Source organism: Acinetobacter sp. 197 (genome assembly GCF_048148385.1).
Lineage (GTDB): Bacteria > Pseudomonadota > Gammaproteobacteria > Pseudomonadales > Moraxellaceae > Acinetobacter > Acinetobacter pecorum.
In genome coordinates this window covers 1-22830 of the sequence record NZ_JAYWZK010000005.1, presented here as the reverse complement: position 1 = coordinate 22830, position 22830 = coordinate 1, and the positions used below count along the sequence as shown (strand labels likewise).

The 22830-nt window shown below is 44.6% G+C and carries 24 protein-coding genes and 5 tRNA genes; 27 read left to right on the top strand and 2 right to left on the bottom strand.

What is annotated here, in order from left to right; translation table 11 throughout:
- Positions 1 to 58 precede the first annotated feature (58 nt).
- Positions 59 to 646: a CDP-diacylglycerol--glycerol-3-phosphate 3-phosphatidyltransferase gene (gene pgsA / locus VXQ11_RS06380; protein WP_064094994.1), complete on the top strand. Its 588-nt coding sequence runs from the start codon at positions 59 to 61 to the stop codon at positions 644 to 646.
- A gap of 865 nt (positions 647 to 1511) precedes the next feature.
- Here the strand turns inward: pgsA and VXQ11_RS06375 are convergent.
- Positions 1512 to 1784: an oxidative damage protection protein gene (locus VXQ11_RS06375; protein WP_064094993.1), complete on the bottom strand. Its 273-nt coding sequence runs from the start codon at positions 1782 to 1784 to the stop codon at positions 1512 to 1514.
- 11 nt (positions 1785 to 1795) lie between these two features.
- Positions 1796 to 3226 (bottom strand): argininosuccinate lyase, encoded by a 1431-nt coding sequence (argH, locus tag VXQ11_RS06370; RefSeq protein WP_171486390.1) that lies wholly within the window; start codon positions 3224 to 3226, stop codon positions 1796 to 1798.
- Here argH and VXQ11_RS06365 point away from each other — a divergent pair.
- The 26 genes from VXQ11_RS06365 to rplL all read left to right on the top strand — a co-directional run bounded on the left by VXQ11_RS06365 (position 3217) and on the right by rplL (position 22632).
- Entirely contained in the window at positions 3217 to 4371 is a 1155-nt protein-coding gene (locus tag VXQ11_RS06365) for a sensor histidine kinase (RefSeq protein WP_064102641.1), read from the top strand. The genes argH and VXQ11_RS06365 overlap by 10 nt on opposite strands.
- 69 nt (positions 4372 to 4440) lie before the next feature.
- Positions 4441 to 5181 carry a LytR/AlgR family response regulator transcription factor gene (locus VXQ11_RS06360; protein ID WP_064094990.1) on the top strand — a complete coding sequence of 247 codons (741 nt, stop codon included), beginning with the start codon at positions 4441 to 4443 and terminating at the stop codon, positions 5179 to 5181.
- Between the two features lie 108 nt (positions 5182 to 5289).
- Positions 5290 to 6213, top strand: coding sequence for a hydroxymethylbilane synthase (gene hemC, locus VXQ11_RS06355; RefSeq protein WP_416681164.1), 924 nt, complete (start codon positions 5290 to 5292; stop codon positions 6211 to 6213).
- Positions 6213 to 6992, top strand: a complete 780-nt coding sequence (locus VXQ11_RS06350; protein WP_416681163.1) for a uroporphyrinogen-III synthase — start codon at positions 6213 to 6215, stop codon at positions 6990 to 6992. The genes hemC and VXQ11_RS06350 overlap by 1 nt, the downstream gene beginning before the upstream one ends.
- On the top strand, positions 6989 to 7828 hold the full coding sequence (locus VXQ11_RS06345; protein ID WP_416681161.1) for a hypothetical protein: 840 nt from the start codon (positions 6989 to 6991) through the stop codon (positions 7826 to 7828). The genes VXQ11_RS06350 and VXQ11_RS06345 overlap by 4 nt, the downstream gene beginning before the upstream one ends.
- 6 nt (positions 7829 to 7834) lie before the next feature.
- Entirely contained in the window at positions 7835 to 9028 is a 1194-nt protein-coding gene (locus VXQ11_RS06340; RefSeq protein ID WP_064102644.1) for a hypothetical protein, read from the top strand.
- Between the two features lie 8 nt (positions 9029 to 9036).
- Positions 9037 to 9465 carry an acyl-CoA thioesterase gene (locus VXQ11_RS06335; protein ID WP_416705685.1) on the top strand — a complete coding sequence of 143 codons (429 nt, stop codon included), beginning with the start codon at positions 9037 to 9039 and terminating at the stop codon, positions 9463 to 9465.
- A gap of 144 nt (positions 9466 to 9609) precedes the next feature.
- On the top strand, positions 9610 to 9933 hold the full coding sequence (locus tag VXQ11_RS06330; protein ID WP_416681158.1) for an H-NS family nucleoid-associated regulatory protein: 324 nt from the start codon (positions 9610 to 9612) through the stop codon (positions 9931 to 9933).
- A 182-nt stretch (positions 9934 to 10115) separates the two neighbouring features.
- The gene (gene gspN / locus VXQ11_RS06325; protein WP_064102646.1) at positions 10116 to 10859 is read left to right on the top strand and encodes a type II secretion system protein N; all 744 of its coding nucleotides are present in this window, start codon (positions 10116 to 10118) and stop codon (positions 10857 to 10859) included.
- Positions 10859 to 11716, top strand: coding sequence for a type II secretion system protein N (locus VXQ11_RS06320; protein ID WP_416681156.1), 858 nt, complete (start codon positions 10859 to 10861; stop codon positions 11714 to 11716). The genes gspN and VXQ11_RS06320 overlap by 1 nt, the downstream gene beginning before the upstream one ends.
- Positions 11717 to 11754: 38 nt before the next feature.
- Positions 11755 to 14019, top strand: coding sequence for a type II secretion system secretin GspD (gene gspD / locus VXQ11_RS06315; protein WP_416705684.1), 2265 nt, complete (start codon positions 11755 to 11757; stop codon positions 14017 to 14019).
- Positions 14020 to 14081: 62 nt separating this feature from the next.
- Positions 14082 to 14741 carry an FHA domain-containing protein gene (locus VXQ11_RS06310; protein WP_064094980.1) on the top strand — a complete coding sequence of 220 codons (660 nt, stop codon included), beginning with the start codon at positions 14082 to 14084 and terminating at the stop codon, positions 14739 to 14741.
- Positions 14742 to 14819: 78 nt separating this feature from the next.
- On the top strand, positions 14820 to 15488 hold the full coding sequence (locus tag VXQ11_RS06305; RefSeq protein WP_144724835.1) for a phosphoglycolate phosphatase: 669 nt from the start codon (positions 14820 to 14822) through the stop codon (positions 15486 to 15488).
- A gap of 108 nt (positions 15489 to 15596) precedes the next feature.
- Positions 15597 to 17090: an anthranilate synthase component I gene (trpE, locus tag VXQ11_RS06300; protein WP_416705683.1), complete on the top strand. Its 1494-nt coding sequence runs from the start codon at positions 15597 to 15599 to the stop codon at positions 17088 to 17090.
- A 98-nt stretch (positions 17091 to 17188) separates the two neighbouring features.
- Positions 17189 to 17264: transfer RNA gene (locus VXQ11_RS06295), tRNA-Thr, on the top strand.
- 56 nt (positions 17265 to 17320) lie between these two features.
- Positions 17321 to 17404, top strand: a tRNA-Tyr gene (locus tag VXQ11_RS06290).
- 38 nt (positions 17405 to 17442) lie between these two features.
- A tRNA-Gly gene (locus VXQ11_RS06285) sits at positions 17443 to 17518 on the top strand.
- Positions 17519 to 17535: 17 nt separating this feature from the next.
- Positions 17536 to 17610: transfer RNA gene (locus VXQ11_RS06280), tRNA-Thr, on the top strand.
- Positions 17611 to 17762: 152 nt separating this feature from the next.
- A complete protein-coding gene (gene tuf / locus VXQ11_RS06275) occupies positions 17763 to 18953 on the top strand; it encodes an elongation factor Tu (RefSeq protein ID WP_064094977.1) in 1191 nt (396 codons plus the stop codon).
- A gap of 52 nt (positions 18954 to 19005) precedes the next feature.
- Positions 19006 to 19081 (top strand) — tRNA-Trp (locus tag VXQ11_RS06270).
- A 74-nt stretch (positions 19082 to 19155) separates the two neighbouring features.
- Positions 19156 to 19596 carry a preprotein translocase subunit SecE gene (secE, locus tag VXQ11_RS06265; protein ID WP_064094976.1) on the top strand — a complete coding sequence of 147 codons (441 nt, stop codon included), beginning with the start codon at positions 19156 to 19158 and terminating at the stop codon, positions 19594 to 19596.
- Between the two features lie 7 nt (positions 19597 to 19603).
- Positions 19604 to 20137 (top strand): transcription termination/antitermination protein NusG, encoded by a 534-nt coding sequence (gene nusG / locus VXQ11_RS06260; protein WP_064094975.1) that lies wholly within the window; start codon positions 19604 to 19606, stop codon positions 20135 to 20137.
- Between the two features lie 119 nt (positions 20138 to 20256).
- The gene (gene rplK, locus VXQ11_RS06255) at positions 20257 to 20685 is read left to right on the top strand and encodes a 50S ribosomal protein L11 (protein WP_004813566.1); all 429 of its coding nucleotides are present in this window, start codon (positions 20257 to 20259) and stop codon (positions 20683 to 20685) included.
- 3 nt (positions 20686 to 20688) lie between these two features.
- Positions 20689 to 21384 carry a 50S ribosomal protein L1 gene (gene rplA, locus VXQ11_RS06250; protein ID WP_064094974.1) on the top strand — a complete coding sequence of 232 codons (696 nt, stop codon included), beginning with the start codon at positions 20689 to 20691 and terminating at the stop codon, positions 21382 to 21384.
- 324 nt (positions 21385 to 21708) lie between these two features.
- Entirely contained in the window at positions 21709 to 22215 is a 507-nt protein-coding gene (rplJ, locus tag VXQ11_RS06245) for a 50S ribosomal protein L10 (protein WP_416705682.1), read from the top strand.
- A 48-nt stretch (positions 22216 to 22263) separates the two neighbouring features.
- Positions 22264 to 22632, top strand: a complete 369-nt coding sequence (gene rplL / locus VXQ11_RS06240; RefSeq protein ID WP_159123444.1) for a 50S ribosomal protein L7/L12 — start codon at positions 22264 to 22266, stop codon at positions 22630 to 22632.
- Positions 22633 to 22830 lie beyond the last annotated feature (198 nt).

Sequence of the window (22830 nt, the reverse complement as noted above, 5' to 3'; positions counted from 1 at the left end):
AAACCTCTAAAAAAGTGTGCATTTTCATCGTACATGAGGGGAACAATTGGCGGTGTCTATGACTACAGGTCGTATCCTGAATATTCCAAATATCTTGACCTTGGCGCGTATCGCTCTTATTCCGGTATTTTTATTGGTGGCTTACTGGCCACCTGCAATGGGCTTTGATGCTCATAACCCCGATATGACGCGGCATATTATTTTAACCACGATCTTTGTGGTGGCTGCGGTCACGGACTGGTTTGATGGCTATCTGGCACGTACATTAAACCAGACTTCCGCTTTTGGGCGGTTTCTCGATCCGGTTGCAGATAAATTAATGGTGGCGGCTGCACTGATTGTACTGGTGCAATGGCAGCCTTCCATGTCGATGGCTTTTGCTGCGATTGTAATTATTTCCCGTGAAATTACTGTTTCAGCCTTGCGTGAGTGGATGGCAGAATTGGGTGCACGGACCAATGTTGCGGTTTCAACCGTTGGAAAATACAAAACAGCTTTCCAGATGATCGCCATTACCGTATTCCTGCTGAACTGGCCACCGCTGGAAATACTAGCATATGCCTTGCTATATACAGCAGTTGTCCTCACTTTATGGTCAATGTTTATTTATCTGAAAGCGGCTTGGCCATATCTGAAACAACCTTAATTGAAATAACCCAAATAAAAAAGCTCCTGGAAAAGGGGCTTTTTTTATGGGCTTGGATCATTAAAAAATGGATAAATCACAGGCAAAAAAATACCCAGCCTTTGGGGGAAGAACTGGGATTAAATCGGGGTATTTATTACTTATTATTATAGTTATTCAAAGATGTCTCATCTTCTTAGGACTTATTATAGAGAGCCAGTTTTTCAAAATCATATGACTTCTTGTAGCAGATTGTTGTGTTTTGTGATTGCTCTGTATATTGAATTTACAATTTCTAATTTTGATACAAATCTGAATGTTTTTCAGCAGGATAGTGGCTGACTATCTTAAGCAGATAGAGTAGGTAAAAATGCTTTTGGCTAATTCAGTTCTTGGCCCATCATTACAAAGCAGATAAGAGGGATAAGCAAAATTCAGTACTAAAGGAATAACTTCTTTAGTGTGCTTTTATTAATCTGTTCTTAATATTCCAGTTCATGCCAGTGCAAAGCTTCTAGAATAAGGAAAAGTCTGAAAAGATAATCTTTCCAGCGTAAAGCCTACATACATTTTGAAGGTTGATATTGTGGGGAGCGGAGTAGTCTGGAGATCAAGAGAAAAAAGCCTGTAACAGGATTTTTTAACTGTTAATACTGCGCACTTCGCCTGGTTTATAGAAAAAAAGGCCATGTTAAGAATAAAAAAGAGTCTCAAAAGAGACTCTTTTTTGATTAACGCCTACGCGCGCTTTCAGCGCTTGTCTTGCGTAATTTTTAAAGCAACATATAAAAAAGAATCCCCCAAAGATGAGGGATTCTTTTAAATTAAAGCCTACGCACAGCATAGCTACTTGTCTTGCGGCGTGGCGGAGCAGTGCTCCGCTAAATCACGCCTCAGGCTTCAGACCTTCGGCTTTTTCCAATGATTCATCATTGTTAAAGAACTTTTCACGCTGTTCTTCAAGAAACTTTTTCGCATCAGGTTCAAACACATTTAAACGCTTTTCATTAATCAGCGTGGTCTGGTGTTTTAGCCATTCTTGCCAAGCCTGTTTCGACACGTTATCAAACAGTTCCTGACCCTTTGGCCCCGGAAAGGGTGCAAAGTCTAAGCCTTCCATTTCTTGTTGATACTTACGGCAAAATACTTGTCGAGACATATCGGTCTTCCTTAAGCGTAAAGGTTTTCTAGGCGAGTGTAAGCACGTGCAATCGCAGCTTCCACCTGAGCAGGTGCAGTACCACCAATGTGATTACGGGCATTCACCGAAGCTTCAAGGGTTAGGGCTTTTTCAAATACGTCTGCCTGAATCAGGTCAGAGAACTGTTGCAGTTGTTCAAGGCTAAGTTCAGAGAGATCTTTACCTTCCTGAACGCCGAGTGCAACCGCTTTACCTACAATCTCGTGTGCATCACGGAAAGCCACGCCGTTTTTCACGAGATAATCAGCCAGATCAGTCGCAGTTGAGAAACCACGTAATGCTGCTTCGCGCATTTCGGTAATGTTTGGAACCAGCGCAGGAATCATGTCGGCAAATGCCATGAGTGAACCGCGAACGGTATCAATGGCATCAAACAATGGTTCTTTATCTTCCTGGTTGTCTTTGTTATAGGCTAGCGGCTGGCCTTTCATTAAAGTTAGCAGGCTCATCAAATCGCCATAGACACGACCGGTTTTACCACGTACCAGTTCAGGTACATCCGGGTTTTTCTTCTGCGGCATGATGGAAGAGCCAGTACAGAAGCGATCTGGAATGTTGACGAATTTGAACTGCGCCGAAGTCCATAGAATCAGTTCTTCAGACATACGTGACAAGTGCATCATGATTAAAGATGCAGCAGCATTAAATTCAATTGCAAAGTCACGATCCGATACTGCATCTAAAGAATTTTCAGCAACCGCTTCAAAACCTAGCAGTTCAGCAGTATAAGCACGGTCGATTGGATAAGTCGTTCCCGCAAGTGCAGCAGAACCAAGCGGCATACGGTTGACACGCTTACGGCAATCAATCAGACGCTCTGAATCACGTACCAGCATTTCAAACCAGGCCATGAGATGATGGCCAAAAGTTACTGGCTGTGCAGTTTGCAAATGAGTAAACCCTGGCATGATGGTGTCGGTGTTTTTAGCTGCCAGGCTTAAAATACCTTTTTGTAATTTTTTCAGTAATTCTAAGATCGCATCAATTTCATCACGCACATAAAGACGGATATCTGTTGCTACCTGGTCATTACGGCTACGACCAGTATGCAATTTTTTACCAGTAATACCGATACGCTGAGTCAGGCGTGACTCAATGTTCATGTGTACATCTTCTAAATCAATGCGCCATTCGAATTTGCCTGCTTCAATATCGGCTTGAATTGCAGTCAGACCTTCAATAATGTCATCGCGTTCTTGATCGGTCAGTACGCCTACTTTTGCCAGCATGGTTGCATGCGCAATCGAGCCTGCAATATCTTGTTTATAAAAACGTTGGTCAAATTGAACAGATGCTGTAAATTCAGCAACAAAAGCATCAGTCGCTTCAGAGAAACGACCGCCCCACATACCCGAAGTCTGGGCGTGTGATGGATTAGAGGAATTAGAAGATGTGGTCATGTCGGCTCAATCAGATTAAAAGCAGTAGAACGAAAAAGAGTATAACAAATTCAAAGCCCATTGCCGAAGTCACATCTGCTCAATCTTTCGCATCGATGAACGAACAAACGCAAAATTCCTATTTTTTTAGCCAGATCGGCAATTTGCACTATTTGCTGGAACTCTTTGTTGGCGGCAATATTCTGGCCATGATTTTAGCACTCGCAGAAGCACAGTCTTGGCAGGCTTTGAATGGAATGCACCTGCTGCAATATATCCTGTATATCAACTGGGTGCTGTTATGTTTTGCAGCATTGGTAGAATTGTTCCATCAAGCCTTTCAGCGTATGGGCATTAAGCTGGCGTTAATTTCCGGATTTTTACTGTTACAGGCAATTGTACTGCTCACTACGGTGAATCTGAATATTTTGATACATTTTGGGCAGAATTTTAATTTTCAGGATTTAAACCTGGCGATTGCGCTGGATCAGGTCGGGTTACATTTAAGTCTGGGGATTTTGCTGGGAACTTTCTGTTTTCGCTATCTTTATTTGCGTGAGCAATGGGAGCAGCAGCAACATAGCGAGCTGAATGCCCGGATTCAGGCCATGCAGGCGCGGATTCAGCCGCATTTTTTGTTTAATAGCATGAACAGTGTGCTCAGTCTGATCAGTATTGATCCGGATAAAGCCGAGCACATGCTGTTGAATTTGTCACGGCTGTTTCGCGCCAGTTTTCAGGAGTTAAAACTGGTCAGCCTGCAGGAGGAAATTGATTTGTGCCAGCGTTATCTGGAGATTGAGCAGATCCGTCTAGGTGAGCGCTTACAGGTAGAATGGAAGTTAGAAAACAAAGACTTATACTCACAAGTTCAAATTCCATTATTAACTTTACAACCCTTGCTAGAAAATAGTATTTTCCATGGAGTTGAAAAAATTCTCACAAAGAGTACCATAAGCATATTGGTTGAAATATTGCAAAATCAAATTAATATCATCATAACCAACCCTTATGCACAGGATAATAAAACTTTAAAAAAGGGACATGGTATTGCAATAGAAAATGTCAGACAGCGTCTGCAAGCTTATTACGGATCCAGTGTGACTTTTCAGACCTTTGCCGGCGAAGGGATGTTTACGACGGTAGTGCGATATCAATATAAATAAAAATAAATCAAAGAAATCGCAGTTGGCTTTATCATTGATTTGATAATGTTAACTGGGGAAGGAGGAGAAATGGACATCCTGATTTGTGATGATGAGCCTCTGGCCGTCGAGCGTTTATCACGGTTGGTCTCTCAGCTGGGGCATGATGTGGTGGCGACAGCAAGCCATGGTCGTGAGGCGATTGATCTGGCTCACCAATACGAACCCGATGTCATTTTATTAGATATTCAAATGCCTGAAATGAATGGACTGGCTTGTGCGCAACATTTGCGTCAACTGGATCCAATGCCGGCCATTGTCTTTTGTACGGCTTATGACCAACATGCGCTGGATGCATTTAAATCAAATGCCGAAGGCTATTTGCTTAAACCGGTGATGCAACAGGAATTGGCACAGGTTTTAGAGCACTTAACTAAACTTACCCAAGCTCAAATGAGCCAACTAAAACAAAAAGAAAATATGGAAGAAATCAATATCAGCCGCCAGCAGATTGCGGCAAAGACCTATCGTGGTGTGGAATTGGTGCCAGTTGAAAATATCTATTATTTTCTGGCAGATCAGAAATATGTCACTGTACGTCATAAAAATGGCAGTGTACTGATTGATGAAACCTTAAAGGAGCTAGAGCAGGAGTTTGGGGACCAGTTTATCCGGATTCATCGTAATGCCTTGATCTCGGTGCATTATCTGGATGGTCTGGAAGTGGTGAGTTCAGGTCAGTATCAGGTACGTTGTCGTGAACTGGACGACCGTTTAGCAGTGAGCCGGCGACATTTACCGTTCTTAAGAGACCGGATTCAAAAGCTTTAGCAGGGGGCAAGTGAGAGCATTCAGTTGAAACTTGTATAAATTCACTTGCATTTTCAAGTGAGCAGGTTAAGTTTAGACTATTGTTCTCATTAACTGCTATTGAAATTTATGAAGACCCTAAAAATTGCAACTCGACAAAGTCCACTTGCGCTTTGGCAAGCGGAACATATCCGTGCGCGCCTACAAGATTTGCACGCTGGTTTGCAGGTCGAGTTAGTCACTTTTGTTACACAGGGCGATAAAATTCTCGATACGCCACTGGCCAAAATTGGTGGAAAAGGACTGTTTGTAAAAGAATTAGAAGCCGCCTTACTGGATGGTCGTGCAGATCTCGCCGTACATTCCATGAAAGATGTTCCTATGGCTTTGCCGCAAGGCTTAAGTCTGGCAGTGATCTGTGAACGTGAAGATCCACTGGATGCTTTTGTGTCAAATACTTATGCCAGCTTTGATGAATTACCACACGGAGCTAAAGTGGGAACCTCAAGTTTGCGCCGTAAAACCCAGATTTTAAAACAGCGTCCAGATCTGGACATTATCGATCTGCGCGGCAATGTCGGCACGCGTTTGTCCAAACTGGATGCAGGCCATTATGATGCGATTATTCTGGCCAGTGCCGGTTTAAAACGTTTAGGTCTGGCAGAACGTATTCGTCATACCCTGACTCCTGAAATCAGTCTACCGGCCGTGGGTCAAGGTGCGCTGGGCCTGGAATGTCGTACTCATGATCAGGCAGTGCTGGACTTGATTCAGCCACTCCTGCATGCAGATACAGATGCTTGCGTACGTGCCGAACGTGCCTTTAATGCCTATCTGGAAGGCGGATGTCAGGTGCCGATTGCAGGTTATGCCACGCTCAAAGAGGGTGTGATTTCAATCGAAGGTCGTGTAGGCAGTATCGATGGAGCAGTTTTGCTTCGAGCACAGCAGACTGGGAAAATTGCGGATGCCGAACAATTGGGGATACAGCTGGCAAAAGACTTGCTTGATCAAGGTGCTGGCGAGTTGCTCAAAACACTTTATTCAAACTGATGTTATTGATTAATACCCGTCCCAGTGACCGTGCTATAGGCTTGACCCAGCAGTTACAGGCAGCACAGGTTGCTGTTTTAGAGTTGCCTCTGCTCGAGCTGCATGCCATGCCTTATTCCGATGAGCTGTTGCACTTGTATCAGCAGCTGGAACAGGTACAGATTATTGTGGTAGTCAGCCCGACGGCGGCCAAAATTGGCATGCAATATTTGCAACAGGCGGGCGTTGAGTTATCGGCTCTGGGGCAGGTACATTGGGTTGCGGTGGGTAAGGCCACTGAAGACGCACTAGCGAGATACGGTATTCACAGTGATGTACCAGAAGTTGAAACCTCGGAAGGTATGTTGCAATTGCCGGTGCTGAAACAGCTGGCTGTTGGCTCGAGTGTGGCTTTCTGGCGCGGAGAGGGTGGCCGTCAATTTATGATGGATCATTTACGTGCCAGCAATATTAAAGTTTTAAACTTTATTTTGTACCGGCGGCAATGTCCTGAAACGGCGGCAAAAACTCTGGCAGAGAACCTGGGATTGCTTGAGGCACAGCAGCATTTTGCGGTGCTGATCACCAGTGAAGCGAGCTGGTTAAACTGGCTGACACTCCTGCAAAAGGATGCGGAGTTTATACAGCGAGCCTGTTATTTGGTTTTGGGGCCACGTTTGGCCGCTATTCTTGGGGAATATCAACAGCAGCATCAGGCAAGTTTTCAATTCGTACAAATCGATGATTTAGACGCAAACACAATCTTGCAGAAAATGGGGCTGATATTAGGGAACGCATGAAGAAACTATTCATTGTATTGTTCATCTTAAGTTTGTCGTGGCTCGTCAAGCTTAGCTATGACCTGCATGTTCTGAATACAGCACAGACTGAATTGCAGCAGAGTATTGGTCAGTTACAGCAGCAAAATGCCATGCTTAATGATCAGTTCGTGGCTTTAAAGCGCCAGATTTCTGCTCAGCAGGAAAAGACTGGAGTCACTGCAGCAAAAGCACCCGCAGGGGAGCCGATAGCGGCTGAAATGCAGAATGATATTGCCTTGGTACAGCAACATCTGGACCTGATCGAATTTGCATTGCAACAGCAACAATATGCCACCGCCATTGAAAAATTAAATCAGTTATCCAATGAGTTGGATGATTATGTTCTGGCGCCCGCTTTGGTGAGCAGTTTGCAGCAAGTGATTGCAAAAGATAAAGACATGCTGAAAAAATTCGTGAATAACCGATTGGTGCAGCAAGGCAAATTAAAAGAAGTTTTGGTGAAGATGGATGCTGAAATTGAAAAGGAAATTCAGAAGCCATATCGTCAACCGCCAGTGTCTCAACGTTCTTTCTGGCAGCGCTGGATTCAGATCGAATCTGCAGATCAGCCAAGTACAGTCTTGATGCAACGGCATCTGGTGCTTAAAGAAGCCCAGCTACGTTTGCTTATTGCACAGAGTGCCTTGCAGCAAGATCAATCTGTCGCTTTTCAGCAGGCACTGAATGCGGTGATTGAGGTCTTGGAGCAATTACCAGATGCGCAGAGCCAGCAATGGATTCAGCAGCTGAAACAGATCAAGGCGACACCGATCACTCCGATTCCATTATTGAACACACGCACCCTAGTGGGCTAATTGCTTATGAAACAGATTCTGCAGGCCTATTTATTTATATGCTTACTTGGCATTGCTGGGCTAAGTATCCTCAGTTATGGACATGGGGCTGGCTATGTCTATCTATATTGGCGTGAATGGCAGCTGCAGACCACGGTCTGGTTTTTGGCCGCATCCCTGGTGAGCGTAAGTTTTCTGATACAGTGCATCTGGTATGCCATCAAGCAATATCGCAATCGTGAACAGCGTAAGACGGAAACAGTATTTAGTTTTTCCCGCTTACATCCTTATGAACAACTGGCAGTTATCTGGTTATTAAATGCTGCACAGGATCAGCGGGATTTTATTCAGCAGTCTTTTAGTAAATCGGGCTTACTCAAGCATATTATAGATGCACGTTTATCTTGGGGGCAGCAGCAGTATAATGAGGCATTAACTGCATTGAATCAGTCCAGCCCAATGGCATTTGAATTGGCAGAATTGCAGCGGATTGAAATTTATTTATCACAACAACAAGGTGAACAAGCACTCACCCATTTAGAGTTTTTAAATCAGCATGAATTATCACCTTGGTTAATTCAGGTTAAATCAGCCTATGAACAGCGTCTTGTTGCGTTATGGGGGGTATTTGCCATACAGTTTCCCTGGTTATATTTACGCTCGACCCAATACGGACATTTAGACCAGAAAGTAAAAAAAATATGGCTTGAACAATTATTGCTGGCCTATGATCAAGCCACACAGGAAGATTTATTTTATTTACAGCAACGTTATTTAGATTTAAAACCGCAAATATTTGATCGTGACTATTCAATAAAATTATTATGGTTGAAGTTATTATTCAGAATGCCGGAAATGAGTGCTGAGCATGAGGTGCTTGCAATTCATTTGATGGAGCAGCAGTTTAATCAGGATGTTTTTTATTTGTGGTTCCAGCAACAGTTATTACGGCAAAATCCGGATTATAATGCGATTGCACAGCAGATTTCGTACTGGGAGGCGAAATATCCGGCATTGCCGATTTTAAGCTTTGCAAAGTGGCATGTACTGCAAGCGACAGGCTATACAGATCAAGCCCAGCAACTACTCGACTTATATCCCGATGATATTCGTATGAGTTATTTAAGAATTAAAGCTGCCTTGCAGGATCGGGAGGACTTACTGCAGCAGCTGAATGCAGTATTTGAATCCAATGTAAACTTTATAGAAATTAAGACTTGAAAATAATAATGTCGGAATTAGACCAATATCCAGTCATTTATGAGCAAACTATAGCATGGGGTGATATGGATGCCTTGGGGCATGTCAATAATGCCATGTATTACCGCTATGTCGAAAGTGCCCGCCTGGTATATTTGAATTTATTGGATTTAAACAATGAATCAGTAATTACAGTAGTCGCTTCAAATCAGTGCCGTTATTTAAGCCCCGTGGTTTTTCCTGATCATTTGAAAATTGCAGCGCGTATTGAAGAAATCCGAAATAGTGCAGTCAGAATGCAATATCTATTATGGAGTGAAAAACAGCAGGGTATTGTTGCTACTTCTGAAGCAGTGATTGTTTGCGTAGATAAAATAACCATGCAGAAAACTCCAATTCCAGATTATATTCGTGAAAAGATCAAAGCAATTGAATTAACTGTTCAACATAAAATCTAAAAATGAATGAATTATTTTGATTTGTAATTTTTTTTAAACTTTATTGTTGTTGCCTCAAGATTTTATATTGAATGTTTTATTTAATATAAATATGATGGGGTTATTATTTAACAAAACGAATAATATTATTTTTCGGAGAGCCTTATGCCAGATATTACTCATTTATCAGTAGAAGAGTTAAAACGTTTACAAGCAGAAGCAGAATCACTTATTGCTTTAAAAAAAGATCAGGAAATTGAAGATGCTTATCAGCAAATCTTGGCAGTTGCCGAGAAAGTTGGTATGACTGTTGAGCAGTTGCTGGAATTTGGTGCATCTAAACGTAAGAAATCGTCACGCAAGTCGGTTGAACCACGTTATCGTAGCAAAACCAATCCGGATGACACCTGGACTGGCCGTGGTAAACAACCACGCTGGTTGGTGGCAGAACTGGAAAAAGGTGCAAAGCTGGACGATTTCCTGATCTAAGCTCCTATCTGATTTCGTCATTAGTCTGTCATACAGACAGACTATGATAATTAAACCAAGCATCCCTGCTTGGTTTTTTTATATCTATGAATTGGCGTTAGGAGAAAAGTGTGCATAATGTGTAGGTATAAGGAAAAAATTATAAATGAGGATTTGGACTTGAGTGATTGGTCGTGGTGGGGATGAGCAATAAACCGAAAACTTTAAGATGGTTGATCCTTGCTCTTGTTGCATTTTTTGTTTTTGTGGTATTACAAGTGCCAGCAGCCTGGTTAATTTCAAAATTTTATAAAAATAACCAGACTTTGCATAATGTAAACGGAAATATCTGGCAAGGAAGTGCGGACTGGAAAAAAGGTAATCTTCGGGGCAGTCTGAACTGGAAAGTGCGGCCTCTGGATTTACTGTTGCTGCGAGTTGGGGCACATGTGGATATACATAGTGGCAATACTCAGCTTTCCGGGATCATGGCCTATGGTCTGAATAAATCTTTTATTGTGAAAAATCTTGAAGGGCAGGTTGCTGCTGAAACCTTAAAAAAAATTGCGGACTGGCAATGGCCAAGCACTGCAATCCAATTTAAAGATCTGGATTTTAAATATAAGCCACAGCAGGGTTTTAGTCAGGTGGCCGGACAAATGCAATGGGCGGGTGGCGAGCTGATTTATACCTTTGCCCAGCGCCAGGAGCGCATAAACATCCCCGCGTTGACCGGCACATTGACCGAGGAAAATGGACAGTTGCTACTCGATGTCCGCGATAGCCGTGAGCAACGTATGCTGAATATCAAGCTTGATCCCGGCATGATGCTGGATATCCAGCTCACCCAGCGCTTTTTATTGAATGCCCCATCCTATCAGGGTAAAGCAGGACTGGATACTTTTGTGATTAGTACCCGTCAGCCTCTTATGGGAGGCATTAACTGATGGCAGTTTCACTTGAAGCTTTAAAAAATATTGACCTTAAACAGGTAAATCGTGCTGCACCTGTGGTTTTACTGCTGCTGATCCTGTATTTGTGCTGGAAACTGGCTGCACTGTTCTGGCTGCTGGTGGCTCCTCCACAGGCGATGCAGCTGGAGCGGGTCGAGCTGGGCTCACAACAGCCGCAAATACCGAATATCGGTACATTTTCTCTGTTTCAGGAAAGTGTGCAAAGTGTAGTCGTGGTGGAAGTCGCGAATATCATTTTACAAGGTGTGGTGGTCGCTAATCCACGTTATAACTCGTCTGCGGTCATCAAGATCAATGATCAGGCGGAGCTGTACCGGGTAGGAGATCAGCTGGGCAACAGTGGCTTGGAACTGGCTGAGGTGTACTGGGATCGGGTAGTACTGCGCCGTTCTGGCGGAGCGACGCAGGAGGTTTTCTTTAAAGGGCTGGAAAATGGCCTGAATCAGCCCGTCATACCTGAAGCTCAAGCAGCTCCTGCTATGAGTCCTCCGGGTGGCGGCGGTGCAGGACAGGAAAATACTGTTTCCCCCCAGAATGAAATTGGTCGGGCAATCCAGCAGATGCAGGAAAACCGCGAACAGTATTTACAGAATATGGGGGTAAATGCATCATCGGAAGGCGGGTATGAGGTGACGGCCCGCACACCGGCCGCACTGCGTAATCGGCTGGGCTTGAGACCTGGAGACCGGATATTGTCTCTGAATGGCCAAACTTTAAGCCAGGGACAGACAGAAGCACAATTGCTGGAACAGGCCCGACGCGAAGGTCAGGCTAAACTCGAAATAAAACGTGGTGATCAGGTGATGACCATACAACAAGATTTTAAGTGATGTGTCATCACATATAGGGTTAGGAAACACATAAGTTTATGGCTTTATTTAATAATAATCGATCAGCGTGGGCCTTCTGTGTGGCGACACCACTGATGGCTGTAGTCAGTACGGCAGCTTATGCGCAAACCTGGAAAATCAACCTTCGGGATGCTGACCTGGCTGCATTCATTAATGAAGTGGCAGATATTACTGGCAAGAACTTCGCAGTCGATCCGCGGGTGCGTGGCAATGTGACGGTCATTTCCAATAAAGCACTGAATAAAAATGAAGTCTATGACCTGTTTTTAGGCGTGTTGAATGTCAATGGCATAGTGGCGATTCCTTCCGGCAATACCATCAAGCTGATTCCGGACAGTAATGTTAAAAACTCAGGTATTCCCTACGATCCCCGAAGCCGTGCCCGGGGTGACCAGATTGTGACTCGGGTGCTCTGGCTAGAAAATACCAATCCGAATGACCTGATTCCTGCACTGCGTCCCCTGATGCCGCAATTTGCCCATCTGGCTGCAGTACCGGGTACCAATGCCCTGATTGTATCGGACCGCGCCAGCAATATTTACCAGCTGGAAACTATAGTCCGGAATCTGGATGGTACAGGCCAGAATGATATTGAAGCGGTGACTTTGCAGTCCAGTCAGGCAGAAGAGATGATTAGTCTGATTGAGTCCATGACGTCAACTGGTGCGGCCAAGGATGTCCAGGGCTCACGGGTACGGGTGATTGCCGATATACGCACCAACCGGATCATCATCAAGGGCGATCCCACCACGCGCAAGCGGGTGCGGCAGATTATTGAAACCCTGGATGTCCCGGCTGCAGACCGTTTAGGCGGCTTAAAGGTTTTTCGTCTGAAATATGCCAGTTCCAAGAATCTTGCAGAAATCTTGCAGGGACTGGTGACCGGACAGGCGGTGAGCAGTAATTCAAATTCGGGTACGACCTCATCAAGCTCGTCTTTACTCAGCTCCAGCAGTGATTTAAATAATAGCAATAGCGGGAATAATACGGGAAACCCCACTTCTTCTTCAGGGATTCAGCTGAATTCAGGCATGAATAATGAACAGGGTGGGATTAGCAGCTTTAATGCCAATGGGGTAAGTATTATTGCTGATGCGACCCAAAATTCTCTGGTGGTGAAAGCCGATCCACAACTGATGCGGGAAATTGAATCGGCGATTAATCAGCTCGATATCCGCCGTCAACAGGTATTGATTGAAGCGGCCATTATTGAAATTGAAGGCACCGATGCCGATCAGCTTGGGGTACAGTGGGCTTTGGGCGATATCAGCAGTGGTGTTGGCCTGGTTAATTTTGATAATTTTGGGACTAGCCTGAAAAATATTGCGGCCGGTTATCTGACGGGTGGCGGTGCGGGTGCATTAAGTTCAATCGGAGCGGGCAGTTCACTGGTACTGGGTGATTATCGTGAAGGCAGTGATGGTTCGCGCCGTCTGTATGGAGCGATTATTCAGGCCTTGAAAGAAAGTACCAAGTCTAATCTGTTATCTACACCTTCCATTGTGACCATGGACAATGAAGAAGCCTATATTGTGGTGGGTGAAAACGTACCTTTTGTCACCGGCTCAGTGTCCACAGGGGTTGGCGGTGTGGTCAATCCTTATACCACTATTGAACGTAAAGATGTCGGTGTCACTTTAAAGGTAGTTCCGCATATTGGTGAAGATGGCACGGTACGTCTGGAAGTCGAACAGGAAGTGTCTGATGTCAAGAGTAGTAAAGGACAGGCACAGGATCTGGTGACGAGCAAGCGTGCAATTAAAACCTCGATTCTGGCTGAACATGGACAAACGATTGTTCTTGGCGGGCTGATTTCGGACAATACCCGCTATGGCCGTCAGGCCGTACCTGGTCTGGGTGCGATTCCCGGAATTGGACGTTTGTTCCGTTCGGAAGGTCAATCTAACCAGAAGCGTAACCTGCTGATCTTTATCCATCCAACTATCGTGGGCGATAAAAATGCAGTGCACAGACTGACCCAGCAACGCTATAGCCAGTTATATAGTCTGCAACTTGCATTAGACTCAAATGGAAACTTTGCCAAATTGCCAGAAAGTGTTGAAGATGTGTATCAGCAGCGAATTCCAGTATCCAAAACGCCACTACAAAATTCAACCTATCAAACTGTGCCGACAGCTCCTGTTCAGGTGCAGCCAGCTGATGTGATCGTCACGCCGGTTGCGATTGAGCCTGTGATTCAGCGTCAAGTAGTACAGCCCGTCCAGCAGGTGGAAAAAAGTAAAAATACCGTTACAACAACTACACTTAGACCAAAAAGCTAAGACATTCTCATTTGTAGACAGCATGTTATGATAATGTCAAAGAGAACAGAGAAGTAACTTTCATGACTTGGAAAATACACGCAATTACAGGCGACTTAACAGGACAGGAAATTAGCATTGACCGTGACATGGTGGTAGGACGTCATCAGGCAGCAGATATCGTATTGCAGGCTGCGGAAATCTCCCGCAAACATGCGGCATTTTTACTGAAAGATGGTGCGCTCTGGGTACAGGATTTGGGTTCATCCAACGGTACTTTTGTTAATGATGTACAGATTGAACAGGCAACCTTATTAAAGCAGGATGACATTGTTCAGTTCGCCAGCTTGAAATTTTCGGTACTGGCACCTGTGGCTGCGGTAGAGGTTCCAGCAGAAATTGAAGCAACAGCAGAAAAAGTTGTGGATCAGGTTGAAGTGGCGGAACCTACACCTGCCCAGAAAATGAATGATCAGGGAATGCCGGAACTGAAACAGCGTGATGCTTCAGTACAGTTGACCCGTGACGGTATGCCAACCAGTGTTGGTATTCCAAAACCGGCACCTATTCCAGAAAACGTAGATATTAGTGCAGTAAAACCTGAGCCAGCGCCAGTTCCGGTTGAGCAGCCTGTATCACGTGTAGAACAGGAAAAAGAAACCCAGAAAAATGTATCTGTTGGTTTGATTTCAGTGATTGTGCTGATTATTTTGGCAATTATGGCTTGGTTGTTGTTCAAATAAGCTGATGATTGGTTACAATCAAGGCATGCATAGCGCATGCCTTTTTTGTGGCTGCGCACATTATAAAAGAGGATCGGGATGTCTATTGCACAATTAGAAAAGCGTGAACTGATCTTGTTCGATCTGGATGGTACGCTGGTGGATTCAGCTCATGATCTGTATCGCGCCATGAATATGAGCCTGAACGTGCTGCAATTGCCGCTGGTGACCGAAGAACAGGTACGGACCTGGGTGGGCAAGGGCACCTCGATATTCTGTGAAAGTGTACTCCAGCATCTGGTGGGCGAAGTTACGCCGGCACAGCATCAGGAACTCTTAAGTACCTTTCTGGATATCTACAATGTTGATCCCTGTGTAGATACCGTTCCTTTTCCAGGAGTCCTGAAATTTCTGGATTGGGCCAAAGCCCAAGGTAAAATCCTGATTTGTGTCACTAACAAGCCTGAACTTCCTGCTCGTAGTATTCTGGATACCTTGGATATGGCCCATTATTTTGCCGATACCATTGGTGGCGACCGTTTTACTGAACGTAAGCCGCACCCACGCCAGTTGCTGCACTGTGTCGAACATTATGGCGTAAGCAACGAACAGGTGTTGCTGATTGGCGATTCTTCCAATGATGTCGAAGCCGCACGCCGCGCCGGGATTGATTGTGTTGTGGTCAGCTATGGCTATAATCATGGTGAAAATATTGCAGATTGTCAGCCGCAGCAGATTGTGGATGATCTTAGAGAATTACTTGCCTAATACGCGTACTAAGGAAAGAAAATGAATAGTTGTAAGGTTTTTCGATGGCGTCGCTCAGTTCAATTCTATTTACATACTGAGTAACCCTAATTTAAAGAGAAAAACCGCATGACCACTCAAGCACAATTCCAGCAACTTGCTGCACAAGGCTATAATCTCATTCCTGTTTATCGTCAGCGTCTGGCAGATACCGATACACCACTTTCTATTTTTGCACGCCTTAAGCAGCATCAGCAGGCTTATTTATTTGAATCCGTAGAAGGCGGGGAGAACTGGGCACGCTATTCGATTATTGGACTAGGTGAATCTACCGTATTTTCCTGCAATGCCGGCGAACTGACGGTACAGCATGCAGATGCTTCAATTGAAAAACAGCACTGTGCTGATCCATTTCAATATATTCGTGACTTTCAGGCGCAATTTAAGGTGCCTACCCAGGCAGAATTGCCGGACTTGCCGAGTTTTACTGGCGGGTTGGTAGGTTACTTTGGCTATGATGCCGTGCGCTATATTGAGCCGAAGTTAAAAAATGTCCCGGAAGCTGATCCGGTCGGATTACCCGATATCTGGATGATGCTGTCTAAAACTGTCATCGTGTTTGATAACTTGAAAGATACCCTGTTTCTGATTGTGCATGCCGATGCTGCTGATTCTGGAGCATATCAGAAGGCACAGCAGCAGCTCGATGACTTGGAGCATATTCTGGCAACGCCGGTTAGCCTGAAAGCAGAAAAACATACCCCGCCGCATTTTGAGTCACTTACTGGGCATGACAACTTCATTGCCTCGGTAGAAAAAGTTAAAGAGTACATTCGTGCTGGAGATGTGATGCAGGTCGTTCCTGGTCACCGGATGGTCTCTGATTTCGATGGTGATCCGCTACAAGTGTATCGTGCGCTGCGTCATCTCAATCCATCACCGTATTTGTTCCTGGTGCAAGGGCAGACCTTGGAAAACAACACGCCATTCCATATTGTCGGTTCTTCACCGGAAATTCTGTCCCGTCTGGAAAATGGAATTGCCACCGTACGACCGCTTGCAGGTACCCGTCCACGCGGCAAAACCAAAGAAGAAGATCTGGCGCTTGAGCAAGACTTATTATCCGATGAAAAAGAAATTGCCGAACATGTCATGCTGATTGACTTGGGACGTAATGACGTGGGACGCATCGCAAAAATTGGCAAAGTGCAGGTGACTGATCAAATGGTGATCGAGCGTTATTCACATGTCATGCATATTGTCTCCAATGTCCAGGGTGAAGTACGTGATGATGTCGACGCCCTGGATGTTTTTAAAGCAACATTCCCCGCAGGTACGCTTTCTGGCGCACCAAAAATCCGTGCCATGGAAATTATTGACGAAGTTGAGCCGGTGAAACGTGGAATTTTTGGTGGTGCTGTTGGTTATTTAGGCTGGCATGGCGAAATGGACATGTCGATTGCGATTCGTACCTGTGTCATTCGCGAAAATAAAGTCTATGTACAGGCCGGAGCAGGGCTGGTTGCCGACTCAAATCCTGAATCTGAGTGGAATGAAACCCAAATAAAAGCTCGCGCAGTGATCAAAGCGGTTGAATTATCATCAAATGGTTTGATTTTATGAGTTTTTGAGGTTTTTTTTGAAAAAAACACTTGCATGGTTTCTGAGTTTTGCTAAACTGCACACCGTTCCGATACGAAACGTACGAAACACTAAGAAACGCCGGCATAGCTCAGTTGGTAGAGCAACTGACTTGTAATCAGTAGGTCCACAGTTCGAATCCGTGTGCCGGCACCATCTTAGAAGTTTGGTAGTGTAAAGTAAAGAACAGCACTGATGTAAGTGTAAAAAATGGTGAGGTTCCCGAGCGGTCAAAGGGGGCGGACTGTAACTCCGCTACGAAAGTTTCGAAGGTTCGAATCCTTCCCTCACCACCAATTTTAAGACTTCAATAAGTGGTTTGTACCAACATCGTGCGGGAGTAGCTCAGTTGGTAGAGCGGTAGCCTTCCAAGCTACATGTCGCGAGTTCGACCCTCGTCTCCCGCTCCATTGAAGTACTAATATTTGCTCTTATAGCTCAGTGGTAGAGCACTCCCTTGGTAAGGGAGAGGTCTCGAGTTCAAATCTCGATAAGAGCTCCAGATTACAGTTTAGCAACTCTAGTTGCAAAGAAATTCCAAAAAGCAGGCTATTTAGTCTGCTTTTCAAGTATTTGATGTTCGGTTTTTTTAAACGATATGTCGGAGCTGGGTTTTACTCAGAATTGTGTTCGACGTAAACGAGGAAGATTAACATGGCTAAGGCTAAGTTTGAACGTAATAAGCCACACGTTAACGTGGGCACAATTGGTCACGTTGACCATGGTAAAACAACTTTAACAGCTGCGATTGCAACTGTATGTGCGAAGAAATTCGGTGGCGAAGCGAAAGACTACGCTGCAATTGACTCTGCACCAGAAGAAAAAGCACGTGGTATTACCATCAATACTTCTCACGTAGAATACGATTCTCCAACTCGTCACTACGCTCACGTAGACTGCCCGGGCCACGCCGATTATGTTAAAAACATGATTACTGGTGCTGCTCAGATGGACGGCGCGATCCTTGTATGTGCTGCGACTGATGGTCCAATGCCACAAACTCGTGAACACATCCTTCTTTCTCGTCAGGTAGGCGTACCTTACATCGTTGTATTCTTGAACAAATGCGACCTTGTAGACGACGAAGAGCTTCTTGAGCTGGTTGAAATGGAAGTTCGTGAACTTCTTTCTACTTATGACTTCCCCGGTGATGACACTCCAGTGATCCGTGGTTCTGCTCTTCTTGCACTTAACGGTGATGACAGCCAATACGGCGAGCCAGCGGTAGTTGCGCTTGTTGAAGCTCTTGACTCTTACATCCCAGAGCCAGAGCGTGCAATTGACCTTCCGTTCCTTATGCCGATTGAAGACGTATTCTCAATCTCTGGTCGTGGTACAGTAGTAACTGGCCGTGTAGAGACTGGTATCGTTAAAGTAGGCGAATCAGTTGAAATCGTTGGTATCCGTGATACACAAACAACGACTGTTACTGGCGTTGAAATGTTCCGTAAACTTCTAGACGAAGGTCGTGCGGGCGAGAACTGTGGTGTTCTTCTTCGTGGTACTAAGCGTGAAGATGTACAGCGTGGTCAAGTATTGACTAAACCAGGTGCGATCAAGCCACATACTAAATTCGATGCGGAAGTATACGTACTTTCTAAAGAAGAAGGTGGTCGTCACACTCCATTCCTTAACGGCTACCGTCCACAGTTCTACTTCCGTACTACGGACGTAACTGGTGCGATCTCGCTTAAAGAAGGCGTGGAAATGGTTATGCCTGGTGACAACGTTGAGATGTCAGTAGAGCTAATTCACCCGATCGCAATGGACCCAGGTCTACGTTTTGCGATCCGTGAAGGCGGTCGTACAGTTGGTGCTGGTGTAGTTGCTAAAGTAACTGCATAATCATAGAATAAGACAGGCGAGTTGGGGTTTAGGCTCCAACTTGTTGTTTTGCAGGTCAGTAGTTCAATTGGTAGAGCGTCGGTCTCCAAAACCGAATGTTGGGGGTTCGAGTCCCTCCTGACCTGCCAAGTTTTTAAAAAGACGCTTGATGTCGGCAAAATTGGTCATATAATAAGTCGCGAAACCTACGACGAGTACAAAAATGTCGAATGAAAAATCACGCGACGCATTAGGCGAAGCGGCAATTCCTCAAAGAAATAATCCTGCAGTAGATGTAAATTCTGGTTCTCCATTAGACATAATTCTATGGGTTATCGCCTTGATTTTATTGGTGGGTGCAATGATGGTAAACCAATATTTACCAGCGTACTGGGCACCCGCAAATGATATTTGGGTGCGCGTTGGGGTGATTTTGGCTTGTATCGTTGCGGCATTCGGTTTATTATACGCCACCCATCAAGGCAAAGGCTTTATTCGCTTGCTGAAAGACGCGCGAATCGAGTTACGTCGAGTGACCTGGCCTACTAAACAAGAGACCATGACCACATCTTGGCATGTCCTTGTCGTTGTTGTCATTGCATCTATATTACTGTGGTGTTTTGATTATATTTTAGGCTGGTTAATCAAGTTTATTATCGGGTAAGAGAGCTATGAAACGTTGGTACATTATTCATGCCTATTCAGGCTATGAAAAACAAGTGATGCGTTCGCTTAATGATCGAATCCAGCGTAGCGCTGTAGCCGATAGCTTTGGTGAAGTCCTGGTTCCTACCGAAGAAGTGGTGGAAATGAAGGATGGCAAAAAGCGTAAATCAGAGCGTAAGTTCTTTCCTGGCTATGTTCTAGTCGAAATGGAAATGAACGATGATACTTGGCACATTGTTAAAGAATGTCCAAAAGTTTTAGGCTTTATTGGTGGGACGGCTGAAAAACCGGCACCGATTACGCAAAAAGAAGCAGATGCGATTCTTGCGCGTGTACGCAATACTGGTGAAGCACCTCGTCCTAAGACGATGTTTGAACCAGGCGAAGAATTACTCGTTATTGACGGTCCATTCACAGACTTTAAAGGTGTGGTGGAAGAGGTTCAGTACGAAAAGTCACGCTTAACGCTGACAATTAATGTATTTAACCGACCAACTCAAGTTGAATTGGAATTTCGCCAAGTCGAAAAATCAGTCTAATTTGTATGGGTTGAAAACGCCTGGCTTATTTATAAGTCAGGCATTGTTGTTGTAACGGTATCGTTACTTGAAATCATTGGGGAGCCTTCACCGGCGTTTGCACCCAGAGGTAATTTGAAATGGCTAAGAAGATTGACGGCTATATCAAGCTGCAAGTTCCAGCTGGTAAAGCGAATCCATCTCCACCGATTGGTCCTGCACTAGGTCAACGTGGTGTGAACATCATGGCATTCTGTAAAGAATTCAATGCTGCTACACAAAAACTTGAAGCTGGTCTGCCAATTCCAGTCGTGATCACTGTGTACAACGACAAGTCGTTCACATTCATCATGAAAACTCCACCTGCTGCTATTCTTCTTAAGAAAGCTGCTGGTATTCAAAAGGGTTCAGCTGTACCTAACAAAACTAAAGTTGGTAAGTTGACTCGTGCTCAGTTAGAAGAGATCGCGACTACTAAAGAACCAGATTTAACTGGTGCTGACTTAGACGCGCGTGTGCGTACCATTGCTGGTTCTGCACGTTCTATGGGCTTGGAAGTGGAGCTTTAAGACATGGCTAAATTAACTAAACGTCAAAAAGCGATTGCGTCTGCTGTAGAAGCGCACAAAGTTTACACACTAGAAGAAGCTGTTGCAGTTTTAGAGAGCCTTCCAGCTCCTAAATTCAAAGAGTCTCTAGACATCGCGGTAAATCTGGGTGTTGATCCTCGTAAATCTGACCAAGTTGTTCGTGGCGCGACTACACTTCCTGCAGGTACTGGTAAAACTGTACGTGTAGCTGTATTCGCTCAAGGCGCTGCTGCTGAAGCTGCTAAAGCTGAAGGCGCAGATGTTGTTGGTTTCGACGATCTTGCTGAAAGCATCCAAGCGGGTAACCTTGACTTTGATGTTGTAATTGCTGCTCCAGATGCAATGCGCGTTGTAGGTAAACTTGGTACAATCCTTGGTCCACGTGGCTTAATGCCAAACCCTAAAGTGGGTACTGTAACTCCTGACGTAGCAACTGCAGTTAAAAATGCAAAAGCTGGTCAAGCACGTTACCGTGTAGACAAAGCGGGTATCATCCACGCTGCGATCGGTCAAGTAGGTTTTACTGCTGAAGCTGTTCGTCAAAACGTTGAAGCACTTGTGGCTGACTTGAAAAAGTTAAAGCCTGCTACTTCTAAAGGCGTATACATTCAAAAGATCACTTTGAGCTCAACTATGGGTCCTGGTTTGATCGTTGATGTAGCAAACGTATCTAAGTAAGTCTCGACTTATTACAGAATTTTAAAGCCCTGAAGATGTCTCCTTCTCCCTCTGGGAGAAGGTCGGGAAGAGGGTTAAACCTCTCCCTAGCCCTCTCCTATAAGGAGAGGGGATAATTTAGGCAAACTTTGAATTGATAAATGAAAATTTATCAGCGTCAAAGACCGCAGGCGAGGGGAGTTTTATGCTTCGCTCTTAATAGCTCAGCCTGCGTAGACGCGGTGGTGTGATTTGTTCATCCTCCGCGTGTGAGTCCAGTGATGGTCTCGCGAATTGGGAGTGTACTTCGCGTAAGTACATAAATCACCATTAGGAGGTTTTACAATGGCTCTTCTTATCGAAGGCAAAAAACAGATCGTAGCTGAAGTAACTGAAGTTGCTTCTACTGCATTTGCTGCTGTTGTTGCTGACTACCAAGGTTTAACTGTTGAGCAATTGACTGCTCTTCGTGTTGAAGCTCGTAAACTAGGTGTTCACACACGTATCGTGCGTAATACTTTGGCTAAACGCGCTCTTCAAGATACTCAATTCAATATCTTGAACGACAGCCTTGTTGGCCCAACAATCTTAGCTTTCTCGACTTCTGAAGACGACATGGGTGCAGCTGCACGCTTGTTCGAAGAATTCGCAAAAACTAACAAAGCATTCGAACTTAAAGCTGCTGCATTTGATGGCAAAGTTTACGAAGGTGCTGAAGTTAGCGTAATCGCGAACCTTCCGAACCAAGAAAAAGCGCTTACTATGCTTGCAAACGTTCTTCAAGCTCCTATTTCGAAATTGGGTCGCCTTATTACTGCGCTCAAAGAGAAAAACGAGTCAGAAGCTGCATAAGCTTAAATTTATTTCCACACCATTCAATTTCCATTTGGAGTTATTCTCATGGCTTTAACTAACGAAGAAATCCTAAACGCAGTTGCAGAAAAAACTGTTCTTGAACTTGTTGAACTAATCTCTGCTTTCGAAGAGAAATTCAACGTATCTGCTGCTGCTGTTGCTGTTGCTGCTGCTCCTGGCGCTGCTGCTGCTGCTGAAGAACAATCAGAATTCAACGTTGAGTTGACTTCTTTTGGTGGTAACAAAGTTGCTGTAATTAAAGCAGTTCGTGAAGCTACTGGTCTTGGCTTGAAAGAAGCTAAAGACATGGTTGAAGGCGCACCTACAGTTCTTAAAGAAGGCGTTTCTAAAGAAGAAGGCGAAGAGCTTAAGAAAAAACTTGAAGAAGCTGGTGCTACAGTTACTCTTAAGTAATTTCTTAAAGGAGCCGGTTTTTTTATAATCGGCTCCAAAAATTGGCTGATGGCTCTTGGGTCATCAGCCTTTTTGCGTTACAATAATCGGCTCGATTTTTGTTTGCATGATATAAAATTCATCTCTGCACACGACAAAAAAACAAAAAAGTCTGTTAAAGCAAAGGCATAATAGTAATTTTTAAGACGAATCAGACCA

Coding starts and splice junctions, on each gene's coding strand:
- pgsA (WP_064094994.1), top strand. CDS start 59: ATGACTACAGGTCGTATCCTGAATATTCCAAATATCTTGACCTTGGCG.
- VXQ11_RS06375 (WP_064094993.1), bottom strand. CDS start 1,784: ATGTCTCGACAAGTATTTTGCCGTAAGTATCAACAAGAAATGGAAGGC.
- VXQ11_RS06365 (WP_064102641.1), top strand. CDS start 3,217: ATGTGGTCATGTCGGCTCAATCAGATTAAAAGCAGTAGAACGAAAAAG.
- argH (WP_171486390.1), bottom strand. CDS start 3,226: ATGACCACATCTTCTAATTCCTCTAATCCATCACACGCCCAGACTTCG.
- VXQ11_RS06360 (WP_064094990.1), top strand. CDS start 4,441: ATGGACATCCTGATTTGTGATGATGAGCCTCTGGCCGTCGAGCGTTTA.
- hemC (WP_416681164.1), top strand. CDS start 5,290: ATGAAGACCCTAAAAATTGCAACTCGACAAAGTCCACTTGCGCTTTGG.
- VXQ11_RS06350 (WP_416681163.1), top strand. CDS start 6,213: ATGTTATTGATTAATACCCGTCCCAGTGACCGTGCTATAGGCTTGACC.
- VXQ11_RS06345 (WP_416681161.1), top strand. CDS start 6,989: ATGAAGAAACTATTCATTGTATTGTTCATCTTAAGTTTGTCGTGGCTC.
- VXQ11_RS06340 (WP_064102644.1), top strand. CDS start 7,835: ATGAAACAGATTCTGCAGGCCTATTTATTTATATGCTTACTTGGCATT.
- VXQ11_RS06335 (WP_416705685.1), top strand. CDS start 9,037: ATGTCGGAATTAGACCAATATCCAGTCATTTATGAGCAAACTATAGCA.
- VXQ11_RS06330 (WP_416681158.1), top strand. CDS start 9,610: ATGCCAGATATTACTCATTTATCAGTAGAAGAGTTAAAACGTTTACAA.
- gspN (WP_064102646.1), top strand. CDS start 10,116: ATGAGCAATAAACCGAAAACTTTAAGATGGTTGATCCTTGCTCTTGTT.
- VXQ11_RS06320 (WP_416681156.1), top strand. CDS start 10,859: ATGGCAGTTTCACTTGAAGCTTTAAAAAATATTGACCTTAAACAGGTA.
- gspD (WP_416705684.1), top strand. CDS start 11,755: ATGGCTTTATTTAATAATAATCGATCAGCGTGGGCCTTCTGTGTGGCG.
- VXQ11_RS06310 (WP_064094980.1), top strand. CDS start 14,082: ATGACTTGGAAAATACACGCAATTACAGGCGACTTAACAGGACAGGAA.
- VXQ11_RS06305 (WP_144724835.1), top strand. CDS start 14,820: ATGTCTATTGCACAATTAGAAAAGCGTGAACTGATCTTGTTCGATCTG.
- trpE (WP_416705683.1), top strand. CDS start 15,597: ATGACCACTCAAGCACAATTCCAGCAACTTGCTGCACAAGGCTATAAT.
- tuf (WP_064094977.1), top strand. CDS start 17,763: ATGGCTAAGGCTAAGTTTGAACGTAATAAGCCACACGTTAACGTGGGC.
- secE (WP_064094976.1), top strand. CDS start 19,156: ATGTCGAATGAAAAATCACGCGACGCATTAGGCGAAGCGGCAATTCCT.
- nusG (WP_064094975.1), top strand. CDS start 19,604: ATGAAACGTTGGTACATTATTCATGCCTATTCAGGCTATGAAAAACAA.
- rplK (WP_004813566.1), top strand. CDS start 20,257: ATGGCTAAGAAGATTGACGGCTATATCAAGCTGCAAGTTCCAGCTGGT.
- rplA (WP_064094974.1), top strand. CDS start 20,689: ATGGCTAAATTAACTAAACGTCAAAAAGCGATTGCGTCTGCTGTAGAA.
- rplJ (WP_416705682.1), top strand. CDS start 21,709: ATGGCTCTTCTTATCGAAGGCAAAAAACAGATCGTAGCTGAAGTAACT.
- rplL (WP_159123444.1), top strand. CDS start 22,264: ATGGCTTTAACTAACGAAGAAATCCTAAACGCAGTTGCAGAAAAAACT.